The sequence below is a fragment of the Cobetia sp. 1AS1 genome, assembly GCF_029846435.1.
Classification (GTDB): Bacteria; Pseudomonadota; Gammaproteobacteria; order Pseudomonadales; family Halomonadaceae; genus Cobetia; species Cobetia amphilecti.
Window position 1 is genome coordinate 105005 of sequence record NZ_JARWKU010000012.1, and the last position, 23658, is coordinate 128662.

The following is a 23658-nucleotide window of genomic DNA, read 5'->3' on the forward strand; positions in this document are numbered from 1 at the left end:
TTATGATGTTCTGCCGCACACCATGGAGGGTGCAGCTTGAAAACGCCCCGATTTAAGGGCACCTTGCCTGACAAAGCAACTTTCCGCCCTGCGCGGCTGCGTCTTGCCCGGACTCGCGCAGGGCCGTCAACGCCAGTGCGGCGCCCGGCAATCCTGCGAGCCGGCCGCACCTTGCGCCATATCGAAGAGGATTGCCTGCATGTCGTTGCTGCCCCCCTTGAGCGGACGCGTCCGCACCGGACGCCGCGGGCTTGCCACCCTGTCGAGCGCCCTGCTCGGCCTGTTGCTGATGGGCGCGCCGGTCGCCAGTGCACCGGCCGCATCCCACAACGACTATGGACTGCCTGACCTGGGGAGTGCGAGTGGCGGCATCTCCAGCAACGATGAATATCGTATCGGTCGCGCCTGGCTGCGTCAGTTCCGCGCCCATGTGCGTGAATGGGATGATCCCATCACTCTGGACTGGATCGGTAGCATCGTGCGTCAACTGGCACCGTGGAGCGAGCTGGATGACCGCAATTTCATCATCACGCTGGTCGCCAGCAGCCAGCTGAATGCCTTCGCCGTGCCCGGCGGCGTGGTCGGCGTCAATACAGGGCTGTTCGCCTTCGCGCCGGACCGTGACGCCTTCGCCTCGGTACTCGCCCACGAGCTTGGCCACCTCTCCCAGCATCACTTCGCGCGCAACATGGAGCGCCAGGCCGAGACACGCCTGCCGACGCTGGCCGGCTTCCTCGCCGGCATGGTGATCGCGGCGGGCGGTGGCGGCTCAGCAGGCATCGCGACCATGGCCGGCACCCAGGCCGCTGCCATTTCCGACCAGCTGGCTTATTCACGCCGCTTCGAGCAGGAGGCCGACCGCGTCGGCATCGATGCACTGTCACGCGCCGGCTTCGACCCCGAGGCCATGCCGCGCATGTTCCGCGCCATGCAACGCATGGCCAGCCTGCAGGGCGGCAATGCGCCGGAATTTCTGCTCACGCACCCGGTGACCGAGGCGCGTATCGGCGACACCCAGGCGCGTGCCGACGCCATGCAGAAGGTGACTCCCGACCCGCTCGCGCAGCTCGCCTACGCGATGATCCGCGCCCGCGCCCTGCTGGCGCTCAATCTGCGCCAGCCCGAGCAGGGGCTGACGACTCTGCGCGAAGACAACCCCGACCCCGACGCGATTGCCTACTATCAGGCGCTGGCCGCGGCGGAGCACAACCAGGTCGACAAGGCGCTGGCCGCGCTGGATCGCCTGCACGACAAGCATCCTGACCTGACCCTGATCAGCGCCAGTGCGGTCGAGGTCGCGCGGGATGCCCGGCGTTATGAGGAGGCGACCCGCCGCGCCAGACGCCTGCTGCGCCTGCAACCTGACCACCTGCCGACCCGACTGGCCATGGCGGAAGTCGCGCTGCAACAGGACCCCGCCGCCGCGCGCCAGCAGCTGGAGGACATGCGCCGCGATCATCCCGATGACCCCAAGGTCTGGAGCCTGGCCTCCGAAGCCAGTGGGCGCAGCGGCCACACCGCCGAGGCCTTCCTGTATCGCGCCGAATTCGACCAGCTGGAGGGCCGCATGGACAAGGCCTTCGCTCAGCTCAAGCTGGCCGACGAGGCCGCGCGCAAGAACGGCGACTTCAGCATGGCCAACCGTATCAGTTCACGCCGGGAAGACTTCAAGCGCTATCGCAACGCCATCGAGGAGTTCTGAGGCACGCTCCCTCTCGCAGCACCAGGCAAACAAAAACCGCCGCCCCGGGGAAGCGGGAGCGGCGGTTCTGGTTCATGCAGACATCAATCGGTGGCGATCAGCGTCAGCGCTCAGCCGCGATTGAATTCCAGCATCCGCGTCAACGGCTTCAGGGCGCGCTCACGCAGGTCATCATCGACGAAGACTTCCTCGGCATTGGCTTGCGACGGATCGCGACGCAGCACGGCGGCCAGATTCTCCAGGCCGTTCATCGCCATCCACGGGCAGTGCGCACAGCTCTTGCAGGTCGCGCCATTGCCGGCGGTCGGCGCCTCGTACAGCTGCTTGTGCGGCGCAGCCTGCTGCATCTTGAAGAAGATGCCACGATCGGTCGCGACGATCAGCTGCTGATTGTCGAGCTCGACGGCGGCCTTGATCAGCTGCGAGGTGGAACCGACCACATCGGCCAGCTCGACCACCGACTGCGGTGATTCCGGGTGCACCAGCACCGCGGCGTCCGGGTAGACCTTGAGCAGGTCACTGATGCCCTGGGCGCGGAACTCGTCGTGGACGATACAGGCGCCGTCCCACAGCAGCATGTCGGCACCGGTCTGCTTCTGCACGTAAGCGCCCAGATGCTTGTCCGGCGCCCAGATCAGCTTCTCGCCCCGGGCGTGCAGGTGCTCGATGACATCGACGGCGATCGAGGAGGTCACCACCCAGTCGGCACGCGCCTTCACGGCCGCCGAGGTATTGGCGTACACCACCACGGTGCGGTCGGGATGAGCATCACAGAAGGCCGCGAACTCGTCTTCCGGGCAGCCGAGGTCCAGCGAGCAGGTCGCCTCCAGCGTCGGCATCAGCACGCGCTTCTCCGGCGACAGGATCTTGGAGGTCTCGCCCATGAAGCGCACGCCGGCGACGATCAGTGTCGAGGCATCATGGCGGGCGCCGAAGCGTGCCATCTCGAGCGAGTCGGCCACGCAGCCGCCGGTTTCCTCGGCCAGCTGCTGGATGGCGTCGTCACAGTAGTAATGCGCGACCAGTGCGGCATCACGCTCGATGAGCAGCTGCTTGATCTCGTCGATCAGCGCGGCATCTTCGGCGGCGGGGCGTGTCGGGCAGTAAGCGCGGGCCAGATGCTCGCGCACCTGCTCACGGACGGCATTGTGGGCCTCACGACCCGGCATGGCATTAGTCAGGCTGTTCATGTGTCTCTCACCTAGCCCACAGGGGCTCCCCCTGTGCTGAGTGGGTCAGGACTCGGCCCGGACACGAACGGCCCGTGGCGGCCCTGCCAGCGCTGCAGCTGGGCTCCCCAGACTGCGGCGTGTGCCTTGGGCGTCTATCGCCCGCAGCATCGTCCGCACTGGGCGGACATGAGCCTTGGCTCGCCCACAAGGATACGCCTGGCGCGATCGCGGCTCCAGTCGACTTGGGGGCAACGGACTCTTTCCTTTCGCGTAACAAAAATTGCCCCGCGCCAATGAAGGCACGGGGCAAGATCTGGTGGGTCGTGAGGGATTCGAACCTTCGACCAATTGGTTAAAAGCCAACTGCTCTACCACTGAGCTAACGACCCAAAACTGGGTGGCGGATGGTGGGTCGTGAGGGATTCGAACCTTCGACCAATTGGTTAAAAGCCAACTGCTCTACCACTGAGCTAACGACCCGCCGCCGGGTGCTTTGCAAGAGACCATTCCAGAGAATGGTGGGTCGTGAGGGATTCGAACCTTCGACCAATTGGTTAAAAGCCAACTGCTCTACCACTGAGCTAACGACCCTTGCGAAGCGGGACGTAAGATACCGCCGATCCCGTTTCGACGCAAGCCTTTTGCAAAAAAACTTCAAGTAAATGACCAGCTTGTCCGCTGGCACCTCGCGAAACGCCCGCGCCAGCGCGTGGGCCAGCCCCTGTGACAAAGACACGCAAGCCCGCGATGGGCGCGGGCTTGCGGGTTACCACTTAGGTCGCACGAGCTTGTGGCATGTCCACGAGCTTATGCCATGTCAGTGAATGACAGCGCATCGCCGCCCTCACCGACTGCGCCATCAGCGCGGCTTGCGCGTACGCTGCGGCGGCTTCTTCATGGCGCGCACCGGACGACGCTTCTGCTTGTCGCGGCTCCAGCGGTTCTGCTCGTCCGGCGTCAGGGCCGGCGCCTTGCGATGCTCGAGACCTGCCAGCGTGGACAGTTCATCGATCTCGCTCTGCTCCATCTCCACCCACTCACCGGCGCGAGCGCGCTTGTCGAGGAAGATGTTGCCGTAGCGCACGCGCTTCAGGCGGCTGACGGTCAGCCCCTGAGAGTCCCACAGACGGCGAACCTCACGGTTGCGGCCTTCCATGATCACGACGTGGAACCAGCTGTTGATGCCTTCGCCACCAAATTCCTGCACATCGGTGAAACGTGCCGGGCCATCTTCGAGCATCACGCCATTGACCATGTTGACGACGTGCTCGCGCTTGACCTCACCCATGACACGCACGGCGTACTCACGCTCGATCTGGGTCGACGGGTGCATCAGACGATTGGCCAGCTCACCATCGGTGGTGAACAGCAACAGACCGCTGGTGTTGATGTCGAGACGACCGATCGCGATCCAGCGCTCGCCCTTCAGACGCGGCAGACGCTCGAAGACGGTGCGGCGGCCTTCCGGGTCCTTGCGCGTGCACAGCTCGCCTTCCGGCTTGTTGTACATGATGACGCGACGCGCCGTCTCTTCCGCGCCCTTCAGGCTCTGCGGGCGATCGTCGAGGCTGACCTGGTCACGCGGGCCGACGCGATCGCCCAGCTGGGCGACCTTGCCGTTGACCTTGACGCGACCGGCGCTGATGGCGACTTCCATCTCACGGCGGGAGCCGAGACCGGAGCGCGCCAGCACCTTCTGCAGTTTCTCGTCTTCAACCAGCTTGTCGCCCTTGGCCTGCGGCGGCAGCGGACGCAGTTCCGGCGCGTCGGCGGCGGCCGGCTTCTTGCCGACATTGGCCTTGCTGCCACGCGTGGACTTGCCGGTATCACGGGTCGGGCGGGCCTGCTCGCCACGCTTGTCGGCAGCATCCGCCGCGCTTTTGTCCGCGACATTCTTGTCCGCGAAGGCCTTGCCGGTCACGGCCTTGCCACCGGCGTGCTTGCCGCCAGCCTGCTTGTTGCCTGCCTGGCTGCTGCCGGGGCGAGAGGTCTTGCGCTTATCAGAGTCTGTCTTGCTCATGACATGAACCATTTCATCTATAGGAGTTTCGCCTACGCAGGGTCGTCATCATCGACGGTCCCGGCAGCGGAGGAGTCGTGCGGCTGCGCATCGGCAGCGTCGTCATCCTCGTCTGCACCGCGCAAACGTTGGCTGAGGCGCGCTTCGAGTGTGGCGAAGTCGAACCCCGAGCCGGTGGACGCCATCCCGGCGTGGTCATTTTCCGCCTGTGAGGCGGAGGGTGCTGCTGTGTTCGGTGTGTCAGCCGAGGCGCCGGAGGTGTCGAGTGCGCGCATCTTCAGCGCCTCTTCCAGCTGCTCGGCGGTGACGTCCGGCGGTTGCCAGTCGTCGGGCACCGGGGTGCCGGTGTCGGTCTCAAGATCTGACTCAAGCCCTGTCTCAGCGCCGTCTGCCGGTGCCTCCTCCGCCTCGCCGTCCGGGTCATCCGGCAATGGCAAGGTCTGAGAGGGCGGCACATCATACAGGTCTGCCTCGAGCTGTTCGAGTCCTTCGAAGCCTTTCAGTTCATGCACCGGCGGCAGCTCTTCCAGCGTCTTGAGCCCGAAGTCATCGAGGAACTGACGCGTGGTGGCGAATACCGCCGGACGCCCCGGCACATCACGGTGACCGACCACTCTCACCCAGCCGCGCTCGACCAGGGTGCGCATGATCGAGGAGCTGACCGTCACGCCACGCACCTGCTCGATATCGCCGCGGGTCACCGGTTGACGATAGGCCACCAGCGCCAGGGTCTCCAGCAAGGCGCGTGAATAACGTTGCGGGCGCTCTTCCCACAGCCGCGATACCCAGGGGGAATACTGCTGGCGAACGCGCAGCCGCCAGCCACTGGCGGTCTCGATCAGCTCCAGCGCGCTCTTGTCGGCCGGGTGACGCGCTTCCAGCTTGCCCAACGCCTCGCGCAGCGCAGGCCTGGTCGGGCTTGAATACTCATCGAACAGACCGGCCAGGCGCTCTAGCGTCAGCGGCTCGCCGGCGGCCAGCAGGGCCGCTTCGATGATCTGGTCCAGCGGGACATCGCGCAAACTCATGACGCCGCGTTCTCCTGCTCGTCGGATGGGGGTAAGGAAGGTGACGTCTGCGCATCATCAGACGCTGCGTCATCGAACGCCCCCTGATCGGCCGCCACCTCGTCTTCGTCGGCGAATTCCAGCGCCAGCCAGTCCTCGTCATCCTCGGGGTCCGGTTCCGGCGTGCGGGCGCGCACGTGAATCGGTGACAGCGGCGCATTCTGGACGATCTCGATCATCGACTCCTTGGCCAGCTCCAGAATCGCCATGAAACTGACCACTACCCCGGCACGCCCTTCCTCGAGCGTGAACAGCTTCTCGAAGGGCGTGAAGTGCTCATGGGTCAACAGATTCATGATCGCCAGCATGCGCTCGCGGGTCGACATCACTTCACGCGAGATGGTGTGCGCCTGGACGAGGTCCGCCTGACGCAGGAGACCGGACAACGCGCCGAGCAATTCCGACAGGTCGACATCAGGGTGCACCACGCGCGTCTCGAGTTCGGGCAGGTCTGCCGTGGCCACGAACCAGTCGCGGCCCTGACGCGGCATCTCATCCAGCCCTTCGGCGGCCAGCTTGGTCTGCTCGTATTCCTGCAGGCGGCGAATCAGCTCGGCGCGCGGGTCCTCTTCCTCGTCGTCATCACTCGCCTTGGGCTGACGCGGCAGCAGGCTGCGCGACTTGATCTCCGCCAGCATCGCGGCCATCAGCAGGTATTCACCGGCCAGATCGATCTGCATGGCGTGCATCAGCTCGACATACTCGATGTACTGATGGGTGATGGCCGCGACATTGATGGCGAGGATATCGAGATTCTGGCGACGGATGAGGTAGAGCAGCAGATCCAGCGGCCCCTCGAAGGTCTCGAGAAAGACACGCAGCGCCTCCGGCGGGATGTACAGATCCTGCGGCATCTCGGTGAGCGCGGTGTCATTGACGCGCGCCAGCACCGTCGACGCCGCCGTCGGGGGCGTGACGAGAGGTGCGGGCTGATGCCCGTCGGTGAGGGCAAAACTGGCGCCATCGAGCAGGTCGCTCATGACATCTCCTGCAGGAGGCGGGTGAAGGTGGGGCTGGGGGACGGGCATTCTAGCGGCTCGCGCCCCATCCCCCAAGTCTTTACGCCGCCGGTGATACGCCGGGCCCGCGCTCGGCGCCGCCCGCGTCTAGCGATAGGTCAGGCCGATCACGCGCCGCAGCTCATCCAGGGTGTCACGCACGGTGTCGCGGGCCCGCTCGGCGCCTTCTGTCATCATGGTGCGCACCTTGCCATGCTCCCCTTCCAGCGCCTCGGCACGCTCACGAATCGGCGTCAGAGCCGCGTCGACATGCTCGATCAGACAGCCCTTGCAGTCCAGGCAGCCGATGCTGGCATCACGGCAGCCCTCCTCCGCCCACTGGCGGTCCGAGGCGGGCGTGAAGCTTTCATGCAGTGTCCACAGCGGGCAGCGCTGCGGGTCGCCGGGGTCCTTGCGGCGCACGCGCGCAGGGTCGGTGGGCATCTCGCGCACGCAGGCCGCGATATCGTCGCGCCCGCTGCGCAGGAAGATGGCGTCTTCCCGTGCGGCCTTGTGTGTCTTGAGCTCCATGCCCAGCAACGGCTCGACCTCGCCCTGCCAGTGTTCCGGCTCGCCGAGGATGCGTCGCCCGCCACCTTCCAGATAGCCGAGCAGGCGCTCCTGCTGGTTGCGGTTGAGCTTGCTGGTCTCGGCCAGCAGGCCGCGCGCACGCTCGAAAGCCTCGAGATCGCCCTCTTCCTGGTAGTCGCTCAACCATTCGCGATACAGGCGACCGCTCTTCTTGCCCAGGCGCGCGATGGCGCGTTCGGCCTGCTCCTCGAAGCCGGCATCGCGGCCATAGCGATGATTGAAGCGTCGGGCGACCTCACGGGTGAACTCGATATGCGCACGCTGCTCGGGGCCGGCGGGCACCACCTGCCCCCGCAGCGCCAGAATGTCGGCCGCCTGCATCAGGGGTGCACCGAGCATGGCCAGACTGGCGCCCTGCTGCTCACCGAGCCCGGCGACCATCTCGCGGTAGCTGGGCAGACGCTCCAGCCAGGCCTTGGGCGTGACGCTGGCCAGAATCATGTGCACGTCGGTCAGCTCCGGCACCCACGACTGGATGAACAGGGTAGCGACCTTGGGATTGACCCCACAGGCGAGACAGTCGATCACCATCGCCCAGCTGTATTGCTCGATCTCGTGAGGCGCGTGACCGCTGACCGCCAGCGCGTTCCAGTCGGCGACCAGAAAATAGGCATCGTGATGGTATTGCAGCTCGGTCCAGCGCCGGATCACTGATTGATAGTGTCCGAGTTGCAGGTGTCCGGTGGGGCGTAAGCCGGACACCAGCCTGGCCGAGGTATCGGTGGCACTCACCTTGTGAGTTCTCCCTGAGGCGTATGAAGCCGCCAGTCTAGCAACCCGAGGCCCCGATCAGCATCCCCGCGACGTCGTGTCCCTGACAACATGCGCCACGCGACCGGATCACGCAGCGGCCAGCGCGCCTGTCAGCCGGCGGCGATACCGGTGCGATAGCGCCCGGCGTAGTCGAACAGCTTGTCGCGGATCTGCCAGTAACGCCCGCTCTTGCGCCCGATGACGAAGTCCGGCGCCTTGAGGCGCTCCTCGCCCGCCAGCACCTCGGCGATGTCCTTCGGCGCCCAGTCACTGCCCGGCGCGCGCAGATGACGCGCGAGGAAGCTCAAACGAAAGGCGTGGCGCTGGGCGGAGGTCTCGAGCGCGAACCACTCGGACAGATCGGTGCCATCCTCGTCGTAATAGGTCACCTTCAAACGTGGCAGGCCGCGCCCGTTGCGCGTCTCCTCCAGCTGCCAGCCGCTGACGCGCAGCACCCGTGCGTCACGCAGCTTGAGCGCATCGCGCAGCTTGTCATCCGGGTCGACCAGTCGCGCCTGACAGGCATGACAATGGCGGGCGGCGATGTCATTGGCCTCGCCACACTGCGGGCAGGCCTTGGCGCGATAGCGGAAGTCGCACTGCACCAGCGGCCTGCCCTCGCCCTCCGGCGACTCGACCAGCCCCTGGCAGCGGCGCCCGAAGTGCTCGACCACCAGCTCGCCATCCTTGCGTCCCCAGAAAAGATTGGCATTGCCGCACACCGGGCACTCGACCTGCACGATCTCGGTGTCGCCAGCCGGCTTCGGCGTCGCCACCTCCGGCGCGTAGAGGTCCCAGGGATTGCCGGCGTAGTCGAGAATCAGACAGTCCGTCTTGCCGGGGCTCAGACGCAGGCCGCGCCCGACGATCTGCTGATAGAGACTGACGGATTCCGTGGGCCGCAGGATGGCGATCAGGTCGACATGCGGCGCATCGAAGCCGGTGGTGAGCACCGCGACATTGACCAGATACTTGAGCTGCTGGGCCTTGAAGGCATTGATCAGCCGCTCGCGCTCCTCGCCGGGGGTCTCGCCGGTGATCAGCGCCGCCTCGCCGTCAGGCAAGAGTGCGGTGACTTCCTCGGCATGCTCGACGGTGGAGCAGAACACCATCACGCCGCGCCGCTCGCGTGCCTGGGCGACGATATCCAGCACGATGCCCGGCGTCGCGCGCGAGCCCTGCACCACCTCGTTGAGCTCCGCCTCCTGGAAGCTGCCGCCGATGCCGGGTGCCAGCTGCGAGAAGTCATAACGCGCCACCGCGACATCGACACGCCGCGGCTCACTCAGAAAGCCCTGCCGCACCATCAGGCGCAGCGGCTGCTCGAAGACGCAATCGCGGAAGAAGCAGTCATCATCACCCCGCACCATGCCGTGATAGTGACGATGGAAGATGAAGCCCTGACCGAGGCGATACGGCGTCGCCGTCAGCCCCAGCACCTTGAGGCGCGGATTGTGCTCGCGCAGATGATTGATGACCTTGCGATAGCTGGCGTCCTTCTCCAGCGAGACCCGGTGACACTCATCGATCACCAGCAGCGTGAAGGGCGCCGCCTGAGCATCAGTCGTCTGATCAGCCGGCGTGAAGGCATCGAGGTTGCGCACCACTGACTGCACCGAGCCGAACACCACCTGACGCGAGGCCTGCTTGCGCTTGAGGCCGGCACTGAAGATGTCGGCGTCCTTGCCATAGGATTCGTACTTGGCGTGGTTCTGCTCGACCAGCTCGCGTACATGCGCCAGCACCAGCACACGGCCACGCGCGATACGCGCAAGCTCCGCGATCACCAATGACTTGCCGCTGCCGGTGGGCAGCACGATCACCGCCGCCTCATCACTGCGGCGAAAGTGCTCTACGGTACGCCGCACGGCCTCCTGCTGATACGGACGCAGCTCAAACATGCAGCGCCGTCCAGCGAGATACGCGAGTGGGAGCGCAGCCGGCAGGCAGGCCCAGGGACGTGAGGGCTGACAGGGACGTGAGGGCTGACAGGGGCATGAGGGCTGACAGGGGCATGAGGGCTGACAGGGAAGTGATGGCTGACAGGAACATTGACATCAAGGGGCCGCCGAATCGCAGGAAGGGACAATGTCCCCATTATCCGCATCAGCGACTGCAGCGGCAAAGTGGGTGTGGATAACCTGAACCCGCCAACCTTGGCCCGTAAGTCTTGGCCCGACAGGATCAGAAGCGCGGCGCGCGTCCCTCGAGCTTGGCCTTGATGCACTCGGTCTGCTCCGCGCGCCCCAGCAGCGAGGACTGCAGCTCTGCCTCAAGCGCCAGCGCCTCGGCTTCCGGTGCAGCGAGGGCCTCGTCATAGAGACGCGTGATCGCGCGGATGGCGCTGGGAGAGCGCCCGGCAATCTGGCGCGCCAGGGCCAACGCCTCCTCCTGCGGGCTGGAGATGATGCGCGTGACCAGACCGGCACTCTGCGCCTCGTTGGCCTCGACCTTGCGTCCGCTCCACGTCAACTCGTGTAGCCAGTCCGGTCGCACGCCACGCGCGGTGACGCTGATGCCCATGTCCGGAATGATGCCCCAATCGATCTCGAGCACCGCCAGGCGCGCATCAGGATCACACAACCGGATGTCCGCCCCCAGCGCGATCTGCAGGCCGCCACCGAAGACATTGCCATGCAAGGCGGCGATGACCGGCACTCCGACATCTCGCCAGCCCAGCGCCAGCTGCTGCACGGTATTGCGCTGCGGCGCACAGCCATTGGCCCCCGCGACCAGCAACCGCGGCACGCGGGCGGCGTCGCCCATGATGGCGGCGATATCCAGCCCCGCACAGAAACTGGGCCCCTCGCCCGACAGCACGATGGCGCGCAGGCCTGATTCCCGGGCGCGGGCATGCAATTCCTGCTGTACCGCCAGCAGGGCATCGATCATCTTCCAGTCGATGCCGTTGTGCTTGTCAGGGCGATTGAGGCGCACGTCGGCGACATGCTCACTGATCGAGAGGGTTACATAACGTTCAGGCGTGAGGTGGGTAGCGTCAGACATGGCGGTCTCCCTGCGACGGATAACGAGCAAGCACGCGCTCGAACGATTTCACGACAGTGCCGAGCGATGGCACTCATCCAGTGATAAACCCAAAAGGCGCAGGCAACCACACTGCGTTCGTCGAGCTGCCCACGGGCATGACTCGCTACGTCTCAGTGTGACTGCCTGCGCCCGGTTGTTGAACGGTCGTTTGGTCGCAGAGGTGACGATTGTCTACTCGCGCTTGGCGCCCGAGACCTCTGACAGCGATCGCGGCTGGAAGCTCTCGGCCTGGGCCATCGCCCAGACACGACGATAGAAGGGATAGTCATCCCCTTGCGTCAGCAGTGCGCCCTTGGTCAGGAAGGGATGCAGGTGCGAGAACAGCTTGACCTCATTCTCGGAGACACGATGCACCAGGTGGTCCGGGGTGATCTGCCAGGGCGTGTGCAGGCCCGCCGCCGACAGGATCTCGGCCAGCGCATGCAGGGTGTTGTGGTGGAAGTGACGCACCTGATCGGCCTTGTCTTCCACGACCAGCGATTTCTGGCGCAGATCATCCTGGGTGGCGATCCCCGTCGGGCACTTGTTGGTGTGGCAGCTCAGTGACTGGATGCAGCCCAGCGCGAACATGTAACCGCGTGCGGCATTGACCCAGTCCGCGCCCAGAGCCATCACGCAGGCGATATCGAAGGCACTGATGATCTTGCCGCTGACCCCGATGCGCACCTCATCACGCAGCCCTGCGCCCACCAGCGAGTTGTGGACGAACTGCAGCCCTTCACGCAGCGGGGTGCCGAGGTGGTCGGTGAATTCGGTCGGTGCGGCGCCGGTACCGCCCTCACTGCCATCGACGACGATGAAATCGGGCACGATACCGGTCTCGAGCATCGCCTTGACGATGGCCATGAACTCCCACGGCTGACCGAGGCACAGCTTGAAGCCCACCGGCTTGCCACCTGACAGCTCGCGCAGGCGCTGGATGAAGCTCAACAGCTCAAGCGGTGTGGAGAATTCACCGTGGTTGGAGGGCGAGATGCAGTCCTTGCCCATCGGAATCCCGCGCGTCTCGGCGATCTCCTCGCTGATCTTGCTGGCCGGCAGGACGCCCCCGTGGCCGGGCTTGGCACCCTGACTGAGCTTGATCTCGATCATCTTGACCTGCTCGCTGGCCGCCTGACGGGCAAACTTCTCGCCATCGAAGCGCCCTTCCTCGTCGCGGCAGCCGAAGTAGCCACTGCCCAGCTCCCAGATCAGATCGCCCCCGAATTCGCGGTGATAGGGGCTGATGCTGCCTTCGCCGGTGTCATGGGCGAAGTTGCCCAGCCTGGCGCCCTTGTTCAGGGCGCGGATGGCGTTGGCGCTCAAGGAGCCGAAGCTCATCGCCGAGATATTGAACAGCGAGGCATTGTAGGGATGCGAGCACTGGGAGTTGCCTACGTTGAGACGAAAGCCCTTGGGGTCCGGCACGCTCGAGGTCTGCATGGAGTGGCCGATGAACTCATAGCTGTCGGAATAGACATCGAGCAAGGTGCCGAACGGCTGGGAGGAGTTGTGCTGACGGCCACGCGCATAGACCAGCTCGCGCTGCTTGTGGGAAAACGGCAGCTGATCGGTATCCGACTCGAACAGGTACTGACGCATTTCCGGACGCAGCGCCTTGAACAGATAACGCATGTTGCCGATCACCGGATAGTTGCGACGCACGGCGTAATCCGGCTGCTGCATGTCGTAGATGCCGACGGCGACCAGAAAGGCCATCAGCAGCGTCAGCGGCCATATCCAGGGCGTCAGCTCCGACAGCCCCAGGCAGACCAGCAAGCCGAGGACACAGAGCCCGAAGACGGAGTAGCGAGGTAACAGCGACCATTTCAGTTTCATCAAAGCTTCCTTTGCCAGCGAACAGCAATGTCAGGGCTGTCGTTGTGGGCGGGTCAGGGGTTGCGGTCAGGGGTTGCGGTCAGGGGTTGCGCCCAGGGACTGCGATCAAGAGTTGCGACCACGGGCTGCGTCCAGTGCAGCGGCCACGGAACACACCATGCCTGTCAGGCAGGCATCATCATCGATAGCGATGGCGATGGCGATGGCGATGGCGATGGCGATGGCGATGGCGACATCACGATGACGCCAGCCTGCCGCATGCCGGGCCGAGTGTCCTGCTCAACGGTGGAATCCGCTGTTGAGCCAGTCGCACCACGGTGCTCTCAGCATGTCTGTAAACAAGAAGACGCCCTCGTGGCGTGAACCACGAAGGCGTCTCCCGTTACTGCATTTCGCCACTGGTGGCGTGCGCCAGCCTCATCGACCGAGGAGGCCGAGTCGCTGGCGCGTCACGTCGCTCAGTCAACCCAGCGACGGGCATTGCGGAACATGCGCAACCAGGCGCCATCCTGCTGCCAGTCGTCCGGACGCCAGGAGTTGGTGACGGCACGCGCCACACGCTCCGGGTGCGGCATCATGATGGTCACGCGACCATCATCGGTGGTCAGGCCGGTGATGCCGGACGGCGAGCCGTTCGGGTTAGCCGGATAGCGCGTGGTGGTCTGGCCGTAGTTGTCGACGTAGCGCAGCGCGACCTGGCCGCTGCTCTGCATCTTGCGCAGGTGAGCGCTGTCGCGGAACTCGGCACGCCCTTCGCCATGCGCGATGGCGATCGGCAGGCGCGAGCCTTCCATGCCATCGAGGAACAGCGAGGCGCTCTTCTCGACTTCGACCATCGCGACACGGGCCTCGAACTGCTCGGACTCGTTGCGCACGAAACGCGGCCAGGCTTCGGCACCCGGGATCAGCTCCTTGAGCTGGGAGAGCATCTGGCAACCGTTGCAGACGCCCAGCGCGAAGCTGTCATCACGGTTGAAGAAACGCTCGAACTGTTCACGCGCACGCGCATTGAACAGCACCGACTTGGCCCAGCCACCGCCGGCGCCCAGCACGTCACCGTAGGAGAAGCCGCCACAGGCGACCAGCCCCCGCATGGTGTCCAGATCGACGCGCCCTTCGAGGATGTCGCTCATGTGGACATCGACGGCCTCGAAACCGGCACGGTCGAAGCTTGCCGCCATCTCGAGCTGACCATTGACGCCCTGCTCGCGCAGGATCGCCATGCGCGGACGTGCACCGGTGTTCAGGTACGGCGCCGCGATGTCCTCGTTGACGTCGAAGGTGGCCTGGGCGGTAAGGCCCGGGTCACGCACGTCGTTGATGGACTCGAATTCGCTCTTGGCGCAATCGGCGTTGTCACGTGCGGCCTGCATGCGATAACTGGTCTCGGCCCACAGGCGCTCGGCGCTGGCGCGGGTGGTGGAGAGCAGGTTCTGGCCCAGCAGCGTGATGTTGATCTGCTCATCGGCACGCGGCGTGGCGATCACGCCACTGTGCTCGAGGCCCACGGCCTTGAGCTCGGCGAGGATGGACTCGGTATGCTCGCGACGCACCTGCACCACGGCACCCAGTTCTTCGGCGAACAGCGCGCCGGTGGCCTGACCCGGCTCGGCGGCGGTCCAGTCGAGGGAGATGTCGAGACCGACACGTCCCGCGAAGGACATTTCCATCAAGGTGGTCAACAGACCACCATCGCTGCGGTCGTGATAGGCCAGCAGCTTGCCTTCGACATTGAAGCGCTGGATGGCCTCGAAGAAGTGCTTGAGGTCTTCGGGCTTGGCAAGATCCGGCGCTTCGTTGCCGACCTGACCATAGACCTGCGCCAGCGCGGAGCCACCGAGGCGGTGAGCGCCATGGCCGAGATCGATCAGGATCAGGTCCGTTTCCACGGCCTCGCCATTCAGCGTGCGACGCAGCTGCGGCGTGAGGGTACGCATGGCATCGGTGACCGGCGCGAAGCCTGTCATCACCAGCGACAGCGGCGCGGTGATCGACTTGTCTTCACCGTTCTCGTCCTGCCAGGCGGTGCGCATGGACATGGAGTCCTTGCCGACCGGAATGGTCAGGTCCAGCGCCGGGCACAGTTCCATGCCGACGGCGTGGACGGCCTCGTAGAGCGCCTGATTCTCGCCGGTGTGATCGGCAGCGCTCATCCAGTTGGCGGACAGCTTGATGTCAGACAGCTTGGCGATCGGCGCGGCGGCCAGGTTGGTGATCACCTCGGCCACGGCCAGACGCGCGGACGCCGCCGGCGAGATCAGCGCGACCGGCGTACGCTCGCCCATCGCCATCGCTTCACCGACATGGCTGTCGAGGGAGCTGGTGGTGACGGCGCAATCGGCCACCGGCACCTGCCACGGACCGACCATCTGGTCGCGCGCGACCATGCCGGTGATCGAGCGGTCGCCGATGGTGATCAGGAATTTCTTGGAGGCGACGGTGGGCAGCTGCAGCACACGGGTCATCGCTTCGCGCGGGTCGAGGTTGTCGAGACCCAGCGCCGGCAGCTCCAGCGTCTGGCGCTCGAAGCTGCGTGACATCTTGGGCGGCTTGCCGAACAGCACGTCCATCGGCAGATCGACCGGACGCGTATCGAAGTGACCATCCTTGACGATCAGCTCGTGCTCCTCGAGGGCTTCACCGACCACGGCGTACAGGCAACGCTCACGCTCACACAGGGCTTCGAAGGTAGCCAGATTCTCCGGCGCCACCGCCAGCACGTAACGTTCCTGGGATTCGTTGCACCAGATCTCCAGCGGGCTCATGCCGGATTCGGCGCTCGGCACGGCGCGCAGATCGAACAGGCCACCGCGACCACCATCCTTGACCAGCTCCGGCAGTGCGTTGGACAGACCGCCCGCGCCGACGTCGTGGATGAAGCAGATCGGGTTCTTGTCATCCAGCGCCCAGCAGCGATCGATGACTTCCTGCACGCGACGCTCCATCTCGGCGTTGTCACGCTGCACGGAGGCGAAATCGAGGTCTTCGCTGGAGCTGCCGGAGGCCATGGAAGAGGCAGCACCGCCGCCCAGACCGATCAGCATCGCCGGGCCGCCCATCACGATCAGCTTGGCGCCGACCGGAATATCGCCCTTCTCGACGTGCTGGCTGCGGATGTTGCCGTAACCGCCGGCGAGCATGATCGGCTTGTGATAGCCGCGACGCTCGATGCCGCCGGCACCGAAGGCATCCTGCTCGTAGGTACGGAAGTAGCCGTTGAGGTTGGGACGGCCGAATTCGTTGTTGAACGCAGCGCCACCGATCGGGCCTTCGAGCATGATGTCGTAGGCGGTCTTGATGCGCTCCGGCTTGCCGTAGTCGTGCTCCCAGGGCTGTTCGAAGCCCGGGATACGCAGGTTGGAGACGCTGAAGCCGGTCAGACCCGCTTTCGGCTTGGAGCCGACACCGGTCGCGCCTTCATCACGAATCTCGCCACCGGCACCGGTCGCGGCGCCCGGATAAGGGGCGATGGCGGTCGGGTGGTTGTGGGTCTCGACCTTCATCAGGATGTTGATCGGTTCCTGATGGTAGCGATAGATGTGGTCTTCGCCTGTCGGGAAGTAACGCCCGGCAGTCGGACCTTCCATCACGGCGGCGTTGTCACTGTAGGCGGACAGCACGCCATCCGGATGATGCTGGTAGGTGTTCTTGATCATCTTGAACAGCGAGTGCGACTGCGCTTCGCCGTCGATGGTCCAGTCCGCATTGAAGATCTTGTGGCGGCAATGCTCGGAGTTCGCCTGAGCGAACATCATCAGTTCGATGTCGGCAGGATTGCGGCCCAGAGTCTTGAAGGACTCGACCAGATAATCGATCTCGTCATCGGCCAGCGCCAGACCCAGGCTACCGTTGGCCTTGGCCAGGGCTTCGCGGCCACCGCCGAGGATGTCGACATGGGCAAGCTTGGCAGGTGCCTGATGCTGGAACAGACGTGCCGCGTCCTGAGTACGGGTCAATACCGTCTCGGTCATGCGGTCGTGCAGTCGGGAGGACAGCGTGGCGAAGAGCTCTTCGCTCAGGGGCGCGTCCAGCTTGATGCGGTAGGCGATGCCACGCTCGAGGCGGCGGACTTGCGGCAGGCCGCAGTTGGCGGCGATATCCGTGGCCTTGGAAGACCAGGGAGACAGCGTGCCGAGGCGGGGGATGACGAGGAAGAGATGTCCTTCCGGGGCGCTCTCGTCACGACTGGGGCCGTAGTCCAGCAGGCGCTCCAGTGTTGTCCGATCGGAACTGCTCAGTTCACCATCGACCTCGGCCAGATGAAGGTACTCGGCATGAAGAGATTCCACCTCCGGCACCAGCTCGCGTAACGAAGCCAGTAGACGGGTGTGACGGAAGGCGGAAAGGGCAGGCGCGCCTCGCAGTTCGAGCATGGTCAGGGAAAGCCTCTGAAGCAGCGTGAACGGACAACCGCCAAACGGCGGCAGCAAGCGCATATCATACGTGAAAGGCGAGCCTTAACGAAGCCCGCAGGCGACATGCGTTGGATGACAGTGTGTTGAGCTGCCGGTATGGTGGAAGCCCTGCCGTGAATGATGCTGACGCATGCTCAAGACTTCGCCCTCTTCTCTCATTCCGCCCGTGCGACAGCGGCTGCGCCACGCGCGGCGTTTCCTCGTCGCGGCGCTGGCCCTCGCCTTGCTGATACTGCCCGAGCGCACCCTCATCGAGATGCCCACGCGGCTGGACGATGTCCGCGCGCGCGACTTCATTCAGGTCGCCACGCGCAATACCCCCACGACCTTCTATCGTGGCCGTCAGGGGCCCACCGGATTCGAATACGAGCTGGCACGGGACTTCGCCGATTATCTTGGCGTGAGTCTGTCGATGGATTCCGAGCACAATATCGAGAGCCTGACCCAGAGCGTGCTCAATGATCAGGCCGATCTTGCGGCCGCGACCCTGCCGCTGGATCTCTCCGAACAGGACCTGCGCTTCTCGCGCCCCATCCTCGAATTGCAGGCGATGGTGGTCTATCGGCGCGGGATGCATCCGCCCAAGGAATTGAAGGACCTGGTCGGCAAGCGCATCGGCGTCATCAAGGGCGCCGGCACCAGCCTGGTACTGCGGGAAGTCCAGCAGGACATCCCCGAGCTCAGCTGGATGGAAACCGGCGAGCTTGAGGTGGCGGACCTGCTGCAACGCATCGAGGAAGACAAGCTGGATGCGGCGGTCGTCTATGCCCATCAATTCAAGCTCAATCGCCTGTTCTTCCCCAATGTGGAGAACGGCTTCGACGTGGGCGATCCGCTGACGCTGGCCTGGGCCTTCCCCGCGCATGGCGACATCTCATTGCTGACCGCCGCCAATGATTTTCTCGAGACACGCCGCCAGGATGGCACCCTCGATCAACTGGTCGAGCGCTATTTCGGCCATGATGACTATCTCGAGTATGTCGGCGCACGGACCTTCATCCGCCAGGCACGCGACCGCCTGCCGCGCTATATCGATACCTTCAAGGAAGCCGCGCGCGAAACCGGCATCGACTGGAAACTGCTGGCCGCCACGGGCTATCAGGAATCGCACTGGCAGCCCAAGGCCACCTCTCCCACAGGGGTGCGCGGCCTGATGATGCTGACCAATGTGACGGCGCGCGAAATGAAGATCGCCAACCGTTTGGACCCCGTTCAGAGCATCGATGGTGGCTCACGCTATCTTGTGAGTATAAAAGGACGCTTGCCGGACGAGATCAAGGAACCGGATCGCACCTGGATGACGCTGGCGGCCTACAATGTCGGCCTGGGTCACCTGTTTGACGCCAGACGGATCGTGAAGATGAAGGGCGGTGACCCGAATCGCTGGAAGGATGTCCGCGAAGCCCTGCCCTTGCTGCAGAATCGTGAGTGGTATCTGAAAGTCCGTTATGGTTATGCACGCGGCGGAGAACCTGTCATCTATGTCCGTAATATCCGTCGTTATTATGAAATACTGAATTATGTTTACCGTAGCCAGCAGCAGTTCTATCAGCTGGATGAGCGTCCGATTACCGACGACGAAGGCGACAGCAATCCCTTCGATACAGTGCCTCCGATTCTCTGAGGATGGAGTTCGGACCGTCAGCACTCCGGTGCCTCAAGTGCACGCATCTTCACCACGCATCAAGAGCCTCTAAGGACAGGGAATGACACGCAGACTCGTCTTGATGTCGCTAAGCCTGATCGCGTTCGGCATCGCCTTGCTGGGGCTCTGGCCGTCTGCCGGCAATGAAGCCAATGCGCTGCTGCTGATGATGTTGACCCTGCAAGCCGCCGGCCAGGCTGCCTGGCATTGGCGCAATACCTCCCTCAGCCAGCTGTTCCTCAGCGCCTCATTGATCCTCAATATCCTGCTGATCTGTACCTTCCTGCTACCGGAAAGCTGGGTGGGGGTGGACCACTGGGGAGACCTGCTGATCAATCTGCCGGGCGATTGGCACATCGCCAATATCCGCCCGCCCATCCTGATCCTGTTCGCCTGTTTCGGCCTCACGACCTGCGCCCTGTTGCGCATGCGACTGGGATTCGGCTCTGCCATCCAGCTGACGCAAGTCACGCTGCTGTTGCTGTTTGCCATGATGTCCGACGCCAGTCTTTCCGTCGCCAGCATGGTGCTGGCAGGCCCGGAACGCATCACGCTGACCAGCTTCGTCAGTCTGCTGTTGATCGCTCAATGGATCGATCTACAGCCGGCATTCATGCAGATGTGGCGCCGCAATCTCATACCGCTGATCATTTCCTCCTCGATCACCCTGGTCTGCCTGCTCGCCTGGCAGCAGCAGAGCCAGGACGAGAACAATCGCATCAACCAGTCGACCTACGTACTGGGCGACAAGATCGCCACGGAGCTGTCTCGCGAGATCAACGACCAGCTCAATGCGATGCGGCGCTTCGCCGGTTTCTGGAGCCTGATGGGGCAGACACCGTCACGCGGAGAGTGGCAACGCCTGGCACGCAGCTATTACAAGGATTTCGAATACTTCCAGAACATCGCCTTCATCGACCCGGACAGCGTGATAACGCGCGTCTTCCCGGACAAGGGCCGCAATCATGACGTGCTGGGCGTACGCCTGCTGGATGCTCAGCCGGACACGCCGCTGCGCAACCCGCTGGAACTCGGCATCGAGGGCCATACCGGTATCATCGACCTGATTCAGGGCGGCAAGGGCATGGTGTCCTACCTGCCGGTGCGCGATCCACGTGATGGCACCATCCTGGGGGCGATCGCCATGGTGGTGGATCTGGCCCCTCTGCTCGACAGGGCCATGGACACGGCACGCAATGAGGCATTTGCGGTCACCCTGTCAGAGCGCGGCAACATCTATATCCATGTCGGCCCGGAAAGTCGTCTGGCGCCCTGGGGGCATCGCATCCCCATCGAGCTGCCCGCCACCGACCTGACACTAGGCCTGCAGCCGACACAGCAGTTCCTGGCGGCCACTCGTGGCCGTCTGCCGGAGGTGACGTTGCTGACGGGCATGCTGCTGGCCTACCTGCTCTTCCTCGTGATCTACATGTATCGCCGCGTCTCGCAGGAGCACGGCATCGTCAAGAATGCCAATGATGCACTTCGCGAAGAGATGGTGCGGCGAGAGCGACTGCAGAACGAGATCCAGTGGCTGGCGCGTCACGACGAGCTGACCCAGCTGCCCAATCGTCGCTATTTCCTCGAGCAGGTGCAGAGCTTCAGCGGCAAGATGCCTCTGACAGTCATGATTCTGGATATCGACTTCTTCAAGACGATCAACGACAAACTGGGTCACTTGGAGGGAGATCGCTACCTGCAGAAGATTGCCGCCGTCTCACGGGCGCCCGTGGAGTCTGCCGGCGGCATACTGGCGCGCTTCGGTGGCGAGGAGTTCGTGGTGTGCATTCCGGAATGCCCGCGCGCGGTAGGCCGCACTCTGGCGGAAGAGTTGCGGCGTGCCGTGCAGGCTGCAGGATTGCCGCAGCCCGCCACGGACAGCGTCGTCACGGTATCCGTGGGCATGGCATGCGTGGCCCGCGCTCCGTTGCGGCTGGATGCACTGCTGCAGGCAGCGGATGAGGCGCTGTATCGCGCCAAGTCCAGTGGTCGCAATCAGGTCCAGGTCGCCGCCTGACGGCCATGCTGAGGCCAACGTGATCGCAACGCGGAGAGATCTGTGCGGGAGGCTCATCGCGGGTGGATCTGAGCGGAAGGTTCAGCGCGGGTGGATCTGAGTGGAAGGCTCAGCGCGGAAGCTCACCGCGCCGCTCCGCGAAGAAGGACTTGAGCAAGCGCTTGGCGTGAGCGGCCAACAGCCCCCCTTCCACTACGACGTGATGGTTATGCCAGGGCTGTGCAAACAGATTGGCACGCGATTCCACCATGCCGGTCTTCGGCTCTGCCGCCCCGTAGACGACCCGCTTCACCCGCGCGTGGATCAAGGCGCCACTGCACATCATGCAGGGCTCCAGCGTCACATACAGCGTGCAATCGTCGAGACGATAGTTGCCGAGACGGGCCGCCGCCGCGCGCAAGGCCTGCACCTCGGCATGTGCCGTCGGGTCCGGGGTGCTGACCGGCGCATTGTAGCCAGTGCCGATGATGTCGCCCTGGGGATTGACCACCACCGCGCCGACAGGCACCTCGCCAGCCTCGAATGCCAGCCGCGCCTGGTCCAGCGCCCGATGCATATAGTAATGATCCCCACGTGGCCCACTCCGGGCCTGCGGCGCTATCGCCAACTCGTCACTCACCGTTGTTCTCCGGTATCCTGAAGCCATTGTTTCGCTCACCATGATAACGGCTTGGCGCTCGCGCATCCTCCTGCATTGCCGACCCGCGCAGCCTGGCACTGCTCCGAGCGCCTGCCCCTCAGTACAAGGATAGATCCATGCCCCAAACAGCCACTGCGCCTCTTGAGGCACTGGTCACCCTGCTGGGTCTTGAGACCCTGGAAGAGAACCTGTTCAGAGGGCACAGTCAGGACCTCGGCTTCCCTCAGCTGTTTGGCGGGCAGGTACTCGGACAAGCGCTGTCCGCAGCGACACGCACGGTGCCGGTCGAACGCCAGGTCCACTCTCTGCATGGCTACTTCCTGCGCCCGGGCGATGCCCACAAGCCTGTCATCTATCAGGTTGATGGCGTCCGCGATGGCGGCAGCTTCACGACCCGACGCATCAGTGCCATCCAGAATGGCAAGACCATCTTCTTCTGCAGCGCCTCCTTCCATGGCAAGGAGGCAGGCTTCGAGCATCAGCTCGCCATGCCCGATATCGAATCCCCTGAGCAGTTGATCGAACAGGGGGCACGTATCGAGCGCTACGAGGGCCACCCCATCGAGTTCCTGCGCCTGAAGGCGCCGATCACGGCGAGTGTTGATGACGCCTGCCCCCCACCACGCCAGCGGCTGTGGTTCCGACTGGCAGGCGAGCTGCCGGAAGATGATGCCCTACATCGCTACCTGCTGACATACAGCTCCGACTTCAATCTGCTGGCGACAGGCCTCGGCGGACATGGTGTGCGGTTCGGTTCGCCCGAACTGCAAATGGCGAGCCTGGATCACTCGCTATGGTTCCACCGCGATGTACGCGTCAATGATTGGCTGCTCTACGAGATGGATAGCCCGTGGGCGGGAGGCGCACGTAGTTTCGCTCGTGGCAGCCTCTATAACCGGCACGGTGAACTGGTGGCATCCAGCGCCCAGGAAGGCCTGACACGCCTGCGCAAACGCCCCTGAACGAATCATCCTGAGCTAATCGTCCTGAACAACAATGCCCCTCCTGAGACATTCTCAGGAGGGGCATTGTCATTTTTGGCTGCGTCTATCTACAACCTACAACGCTGAGAATAGCACACTGCGATTCACTATTATCGCGTCAATAGAGGAGTCACTTCAGTGCTGTCCTGACGCGCGTGCAGTTTTCATCCCGATAGCGCTGCTTGTAGTCATTGCGCTGGGACTGCCAACTTCGCATCTGGCCCGACGACCCGCCGCCGCGACGCCTATCGGTATAATATTCGATCTTGTCCTTGATGAACTGACAGCGCTCTATCTTCCTCTCTCGCTCCCCGGCAGATACCATTTCTGATGACATCAGCCCCATCAAAAGGGCCATCATCCCTGCCACTAGAAGCCTTGATAACGAATATGAAAAGCCCCTCCACATGTCGCCTCCTTGCGCCTATTCATGAACAGCTTCAATGAGTGATATTCAATGACAGCGCAGACACCGAGCAGGTGCTGCAGCAGCAAAGATATCTCCCGATAAAGATATCTCTTAGCAGCGTGGAATGCCTGTCGGTAAAGTACGTTCTCAACAGAGTGCCGCCACGCTTTTCCAGTGACACTGCTCTATACACAAAGATGCCTCTATCACGGAAGTGATAGAGGCATCTTTGTTCGAACGGCTACGCCTTGTGCTATCGCGTTTACCCCAGCACGGCAGTTCTTTTGCGCCAACGCTTCCTGAGCACCACTTTTCCTGCGCACAAAGAGAACCGCCCCTGCAGCAAGGCTACAGGGGCGGTTCGGTATAAGTGCCTGACG

At 63.9% G+C, this 23658-nt stretch carries 15 protein-coding genes and 3 tRNA genes; 4 read left to right on the plus strand and 14 right to left on the minus strand.

Annotation, left to right across the window (positions count from 1 at the left end; genetic code table 11):
* Window positions 1-199: 199 nt before the first annotated feature.
* Window positions 200-1702 carry a M48 family metalloprotease gene (locus QD280_RS16370; protein WP_279840026.1) on the plus strand — a complete coding sequence of 501 codons (1503 nt, stop codon included), beginning with the start codon at window positions 200-202 and terminating at the stop codon, window positions 1700-1702.
* 110 nt (window positions 1703-1812) lie between these two features.
* Here the strand turns inward: QD280_RS16370 and nadA are convergent, their stop codons facing one another.
* From nadA to purL, 12 genes are all read right to left on the minus strand, one after another.
* Window positions 1813-2871: a quinolinate synthase NadA gene (nadA, locus tag QD280_RS16375; protein WP_279834842.1), complete on the minus strand. Its 1059-nt coding sequence runs from the start codon at window positions 2869-2871 to the stop codon at window positions 1813-1815.
* A gap of 317 nt (window positions 2872-3188) precedes the next feature.
* Window positions 3189-3263 (minus strand) — tRNA-Lys (locus QD280_RS16380).
* Between the two features lie 16 nt (window positions 3264-3279).
* Window positions 3280-3354: transfer RNA gene (locus tag QD280_RS16385), tRNA-Lys, on the minus strand.
* Window positions 3355-3390: 36 nt separating this feature from the next.
* Window positions 3391-3465: transfer RNA gene (locus QD280_RS16390), tRNA-Lys, on the minus strand.
* 268 nt (window positions 3466-3733) lie between these two features.
* The gene (gene rluB / locus QD280_RS16395; protein ID WP_043336411.1) at window positions 3734-4594 is read right to left on the minus strand and encodes a 23S rRNA pseudouridine(2605) synthase RluB; all 861 of its coding nucleotides are present in this window, start codon (window positions 4592-4594) and stop codon (window positions 3734-3736) included.
* Window positions 4595-4926: 332 nt separating this feature from the next.
* Complete coding sequence (gene scpB / locus QD280_RS16400; RefSeq protein ID WP_279840027.1) at window positions 4927-5922, minus strand: SMC-Scp complex subunit ScpB; 996 nt, start codon at window positions 5920-5922, stop codon at window positions 4927-4929.
* Window positions 5919-6941 carry a ScpA family protein gene (locus QD280_RS16405; RefSeq protein ID WP_279840028.1) on the minus strand — a complete coding sequence of 341 codons (1023 nt, stop codon included), beginning with the start codon at window positions 6939-6941 and terminating at the stop codon, window positions 5919-5921. Before QD280_RS16405 ends, scpB begins: the two co-directional genes overlap by 4 nt.
* Window positions 6942-7067: 126 nt before the next feature.
* Entirely contained in the window at window positions 7068-8282 is a 1215-nt protein-coding gene (locus QD280_RS16410) for a hypothetical protein (RefSeq protein ID WP_043336371.1), read from the minus strand.
* Between the two features lie 131 nt (window positions 8283-8413).
* Entirely contained in the window at window positions 8414-10204 is a 1791-nt protein-coding gene (locus tag QD280_RS16415; RefSeq protein WP_279840029.1) for a DEAD/DEAH box helicase, read from the minus strand.
* 283 nt (window positions 10205-10487) lie between these two features.
* The gene (locus QD280_RS16420; protein ID WP_279840030.1) at window positions 10488-11309 is read right to left on the minus strand and encodes a crotonase/enoyl-CoA hydratase family protein; all 822 of its coding nucleotides are present in this window, start codon (window positions 11307-11309) and stop codon (window positions 10488-10490) included.
* Window positions 11310-11522: 213 nt separating this feature from the next.
* Window positions 11523-13169: an FMN-binding glutamate synthase family protein gene (locus QD280_RS16425; RefSeq protein WP_199852285.1), complete on the minus strand. Its 1647-nt coding sequence runs from the start codon at window positions 13167-13169 to the stop codon at window positions 11523-11525.
* Window positions 13170-13627: 458 nt separating this feature from the next.
* Entirely contained in the window at window positions 13628-17542 is a 3915-nt protein-coding gene (purL, locus tag QD280_RS16430; RefSeq protein ID WP_279840031.1) for a phosphoribosylformylglycinamidine synthase, read from the minus strand.
* A gap of 172 nt (window positions 17543-17714) precedes the next feature.
* Between purL and mltF the strand changes: the two genes are divergently transcribed.
* Together mltF and QD280_RS16440 are read left to right on the plus strand one after the other, a co-directional pair.
* Complete coding sequence (gene mltF / locus QD280_RS16435; RefSeq protein WP_279840032.1) at window positions 17715-19208, plus strand: membrane-bound lytic murein transglycosylase MltF; 1494 nt, start codon at window positions 17715-17717, stop codon at window positions 19206-19208.
* A gap of 82 nt (window positions 19209-19290) precedes the next feature.
* On the plus strand, window positions 19291-21246 hold the full coding sequence (locus QD280_RS16440; protein ID WP_279840033.1) for a diguanylate cyclase: 1956 nt from the start codon (window positions 19291-19293) through the stop codon (window positions 21244-21246).
* A 109-nt stretch (window positions 21247-21355) separates the two neighbouring features.
* Here QD280_RS16440 and tadA read toward each other — a convergent pair whose 3' ends face one another.
* Window positions 21356-21802, minus strand: a complete 447-nt coding sequence (gene tadA / locus QD280_RS16445) for a tRNA adenosine(34) deaminase TadA (protein ID WP_216061401.1) — start codon at window positions 21800-21802, stop codon at window positions 21356-21358.
* A gap of 200 nt (window positions 21803-22002) precedes the next feature.
* Between tadA and QD280_RS16450 the strand changes: the two genes are divergently transcribed.
* Entirely contained in the window at window positions 22003-22848 is an 846-nt protein-coding gene (locus QD280_RS16450; RefSeq protein ID WP_279840034.1) for an acyl-CoA thioesterase II, read from the plus strand.
* 151 nt (window positions 22849-22999) lie between these two features.
* Here QD280_RS16450 and QD280_RS16455 read toward each other — a convergent pair whose 3' ends face one another.
* Window positions 23000-23278, minus strand: coding sequence for a hypothetical protein (locus tag QD280_RS16455; RefSeq protein WP_279834763.1), 279 nt, complete (start codon window positions 23276-23278; stop codon window positions 23000-23002).
* Window positions 23279-23658 lie beyond the last annotated feature (380 nt).

Coding starts and splice junctions, on each gene's coding strand:
- QD280_RS16370 (WP_279840026.1), top strand. CDS start 200: ATGTCGTTGCTGCCCCCCTTGAGCGGACGCGTCCGCACCGGACGCCGC.
- nadA (WP_279834842.1), bottom strand. CDS start 2,871: ATGCCGGGTCGTGAGGCCCACAATGCCGTCCGTGAGCAGGTGCGCGAG.
- scpB (WP_279840027.1), bottom strand. CDS start 5,922: ATGAGTTTGCGCGATGTCCCGCTGGACCAGATCATCGAAGCGGCCCTG.
- QD280_RS16405 (WP_279840028.1), bottom strand. CDS start 6,941: ATGAGCGACCTGCTCGATGGCGCCAGTTTTGCCCTCACCGACGGGCAT.
- QD280_RS16415 (WP_279840029.1), bottom strand. CDS start 10,204: ATGTTTGAGCTGCGTCCGTATCAGCAGGAGGCCGTGCGGCGTACCGTA.
- QD280_RS16420 (WP_279840030.1), bottom strand. CDS start 11,309: ATGTCTGACGCTACCCACCTCACGCCTGAACGTTATGTAACCCTCTCG.
- QD280_RS16425 (WP_199852285.1), bottom strand. CDS start 13,169: ATGAAACTGAAATGGTCGCTGTTACCTCGCTACTCCGTCTTCGGGCTC.
- purL (WP_279840031.1), bottom strand. CDS start 17,542: ATGCTCGAACTGCGAGGCGCGCCTGCCCTTTCCGCCTTCCGTCACACC.
- mltF (WP_279840032.1), top strand. CDS start 17,715: ATGCTCAAGACTTCGCCCTCTTCTCTCATTCCGCCCGTGCGACAGCGG.
- QD280_RS16440 (WP_279840033.1), top strand. CDS start 19,291: ATGACACGCAGACTCGTCTTGATGTCGCTAAGCCTGATCGCGTTCGGC.
- tadA (WP_216061401.1), bottom strand. CDS start 21,802: ATGCATCGGGCGCTGGACCAGGCGCGGCTGGCATTCGAGGCTGGCGAG.
- QD280_RS16450 (WP_279840034.1), top strand. CDS start 22,003: ATGCCCCAAACAGCCACTGCGCCTCTTGAGGCACTGGTCACCCTGCTG.
- QD280_RS16455 (WP_279834763.1), bottom strand. CDS start 23,278: ATGTGGAGGGGCTTTTCATATTCGTTATCAAGGCTTCTAGTGGCAGGG.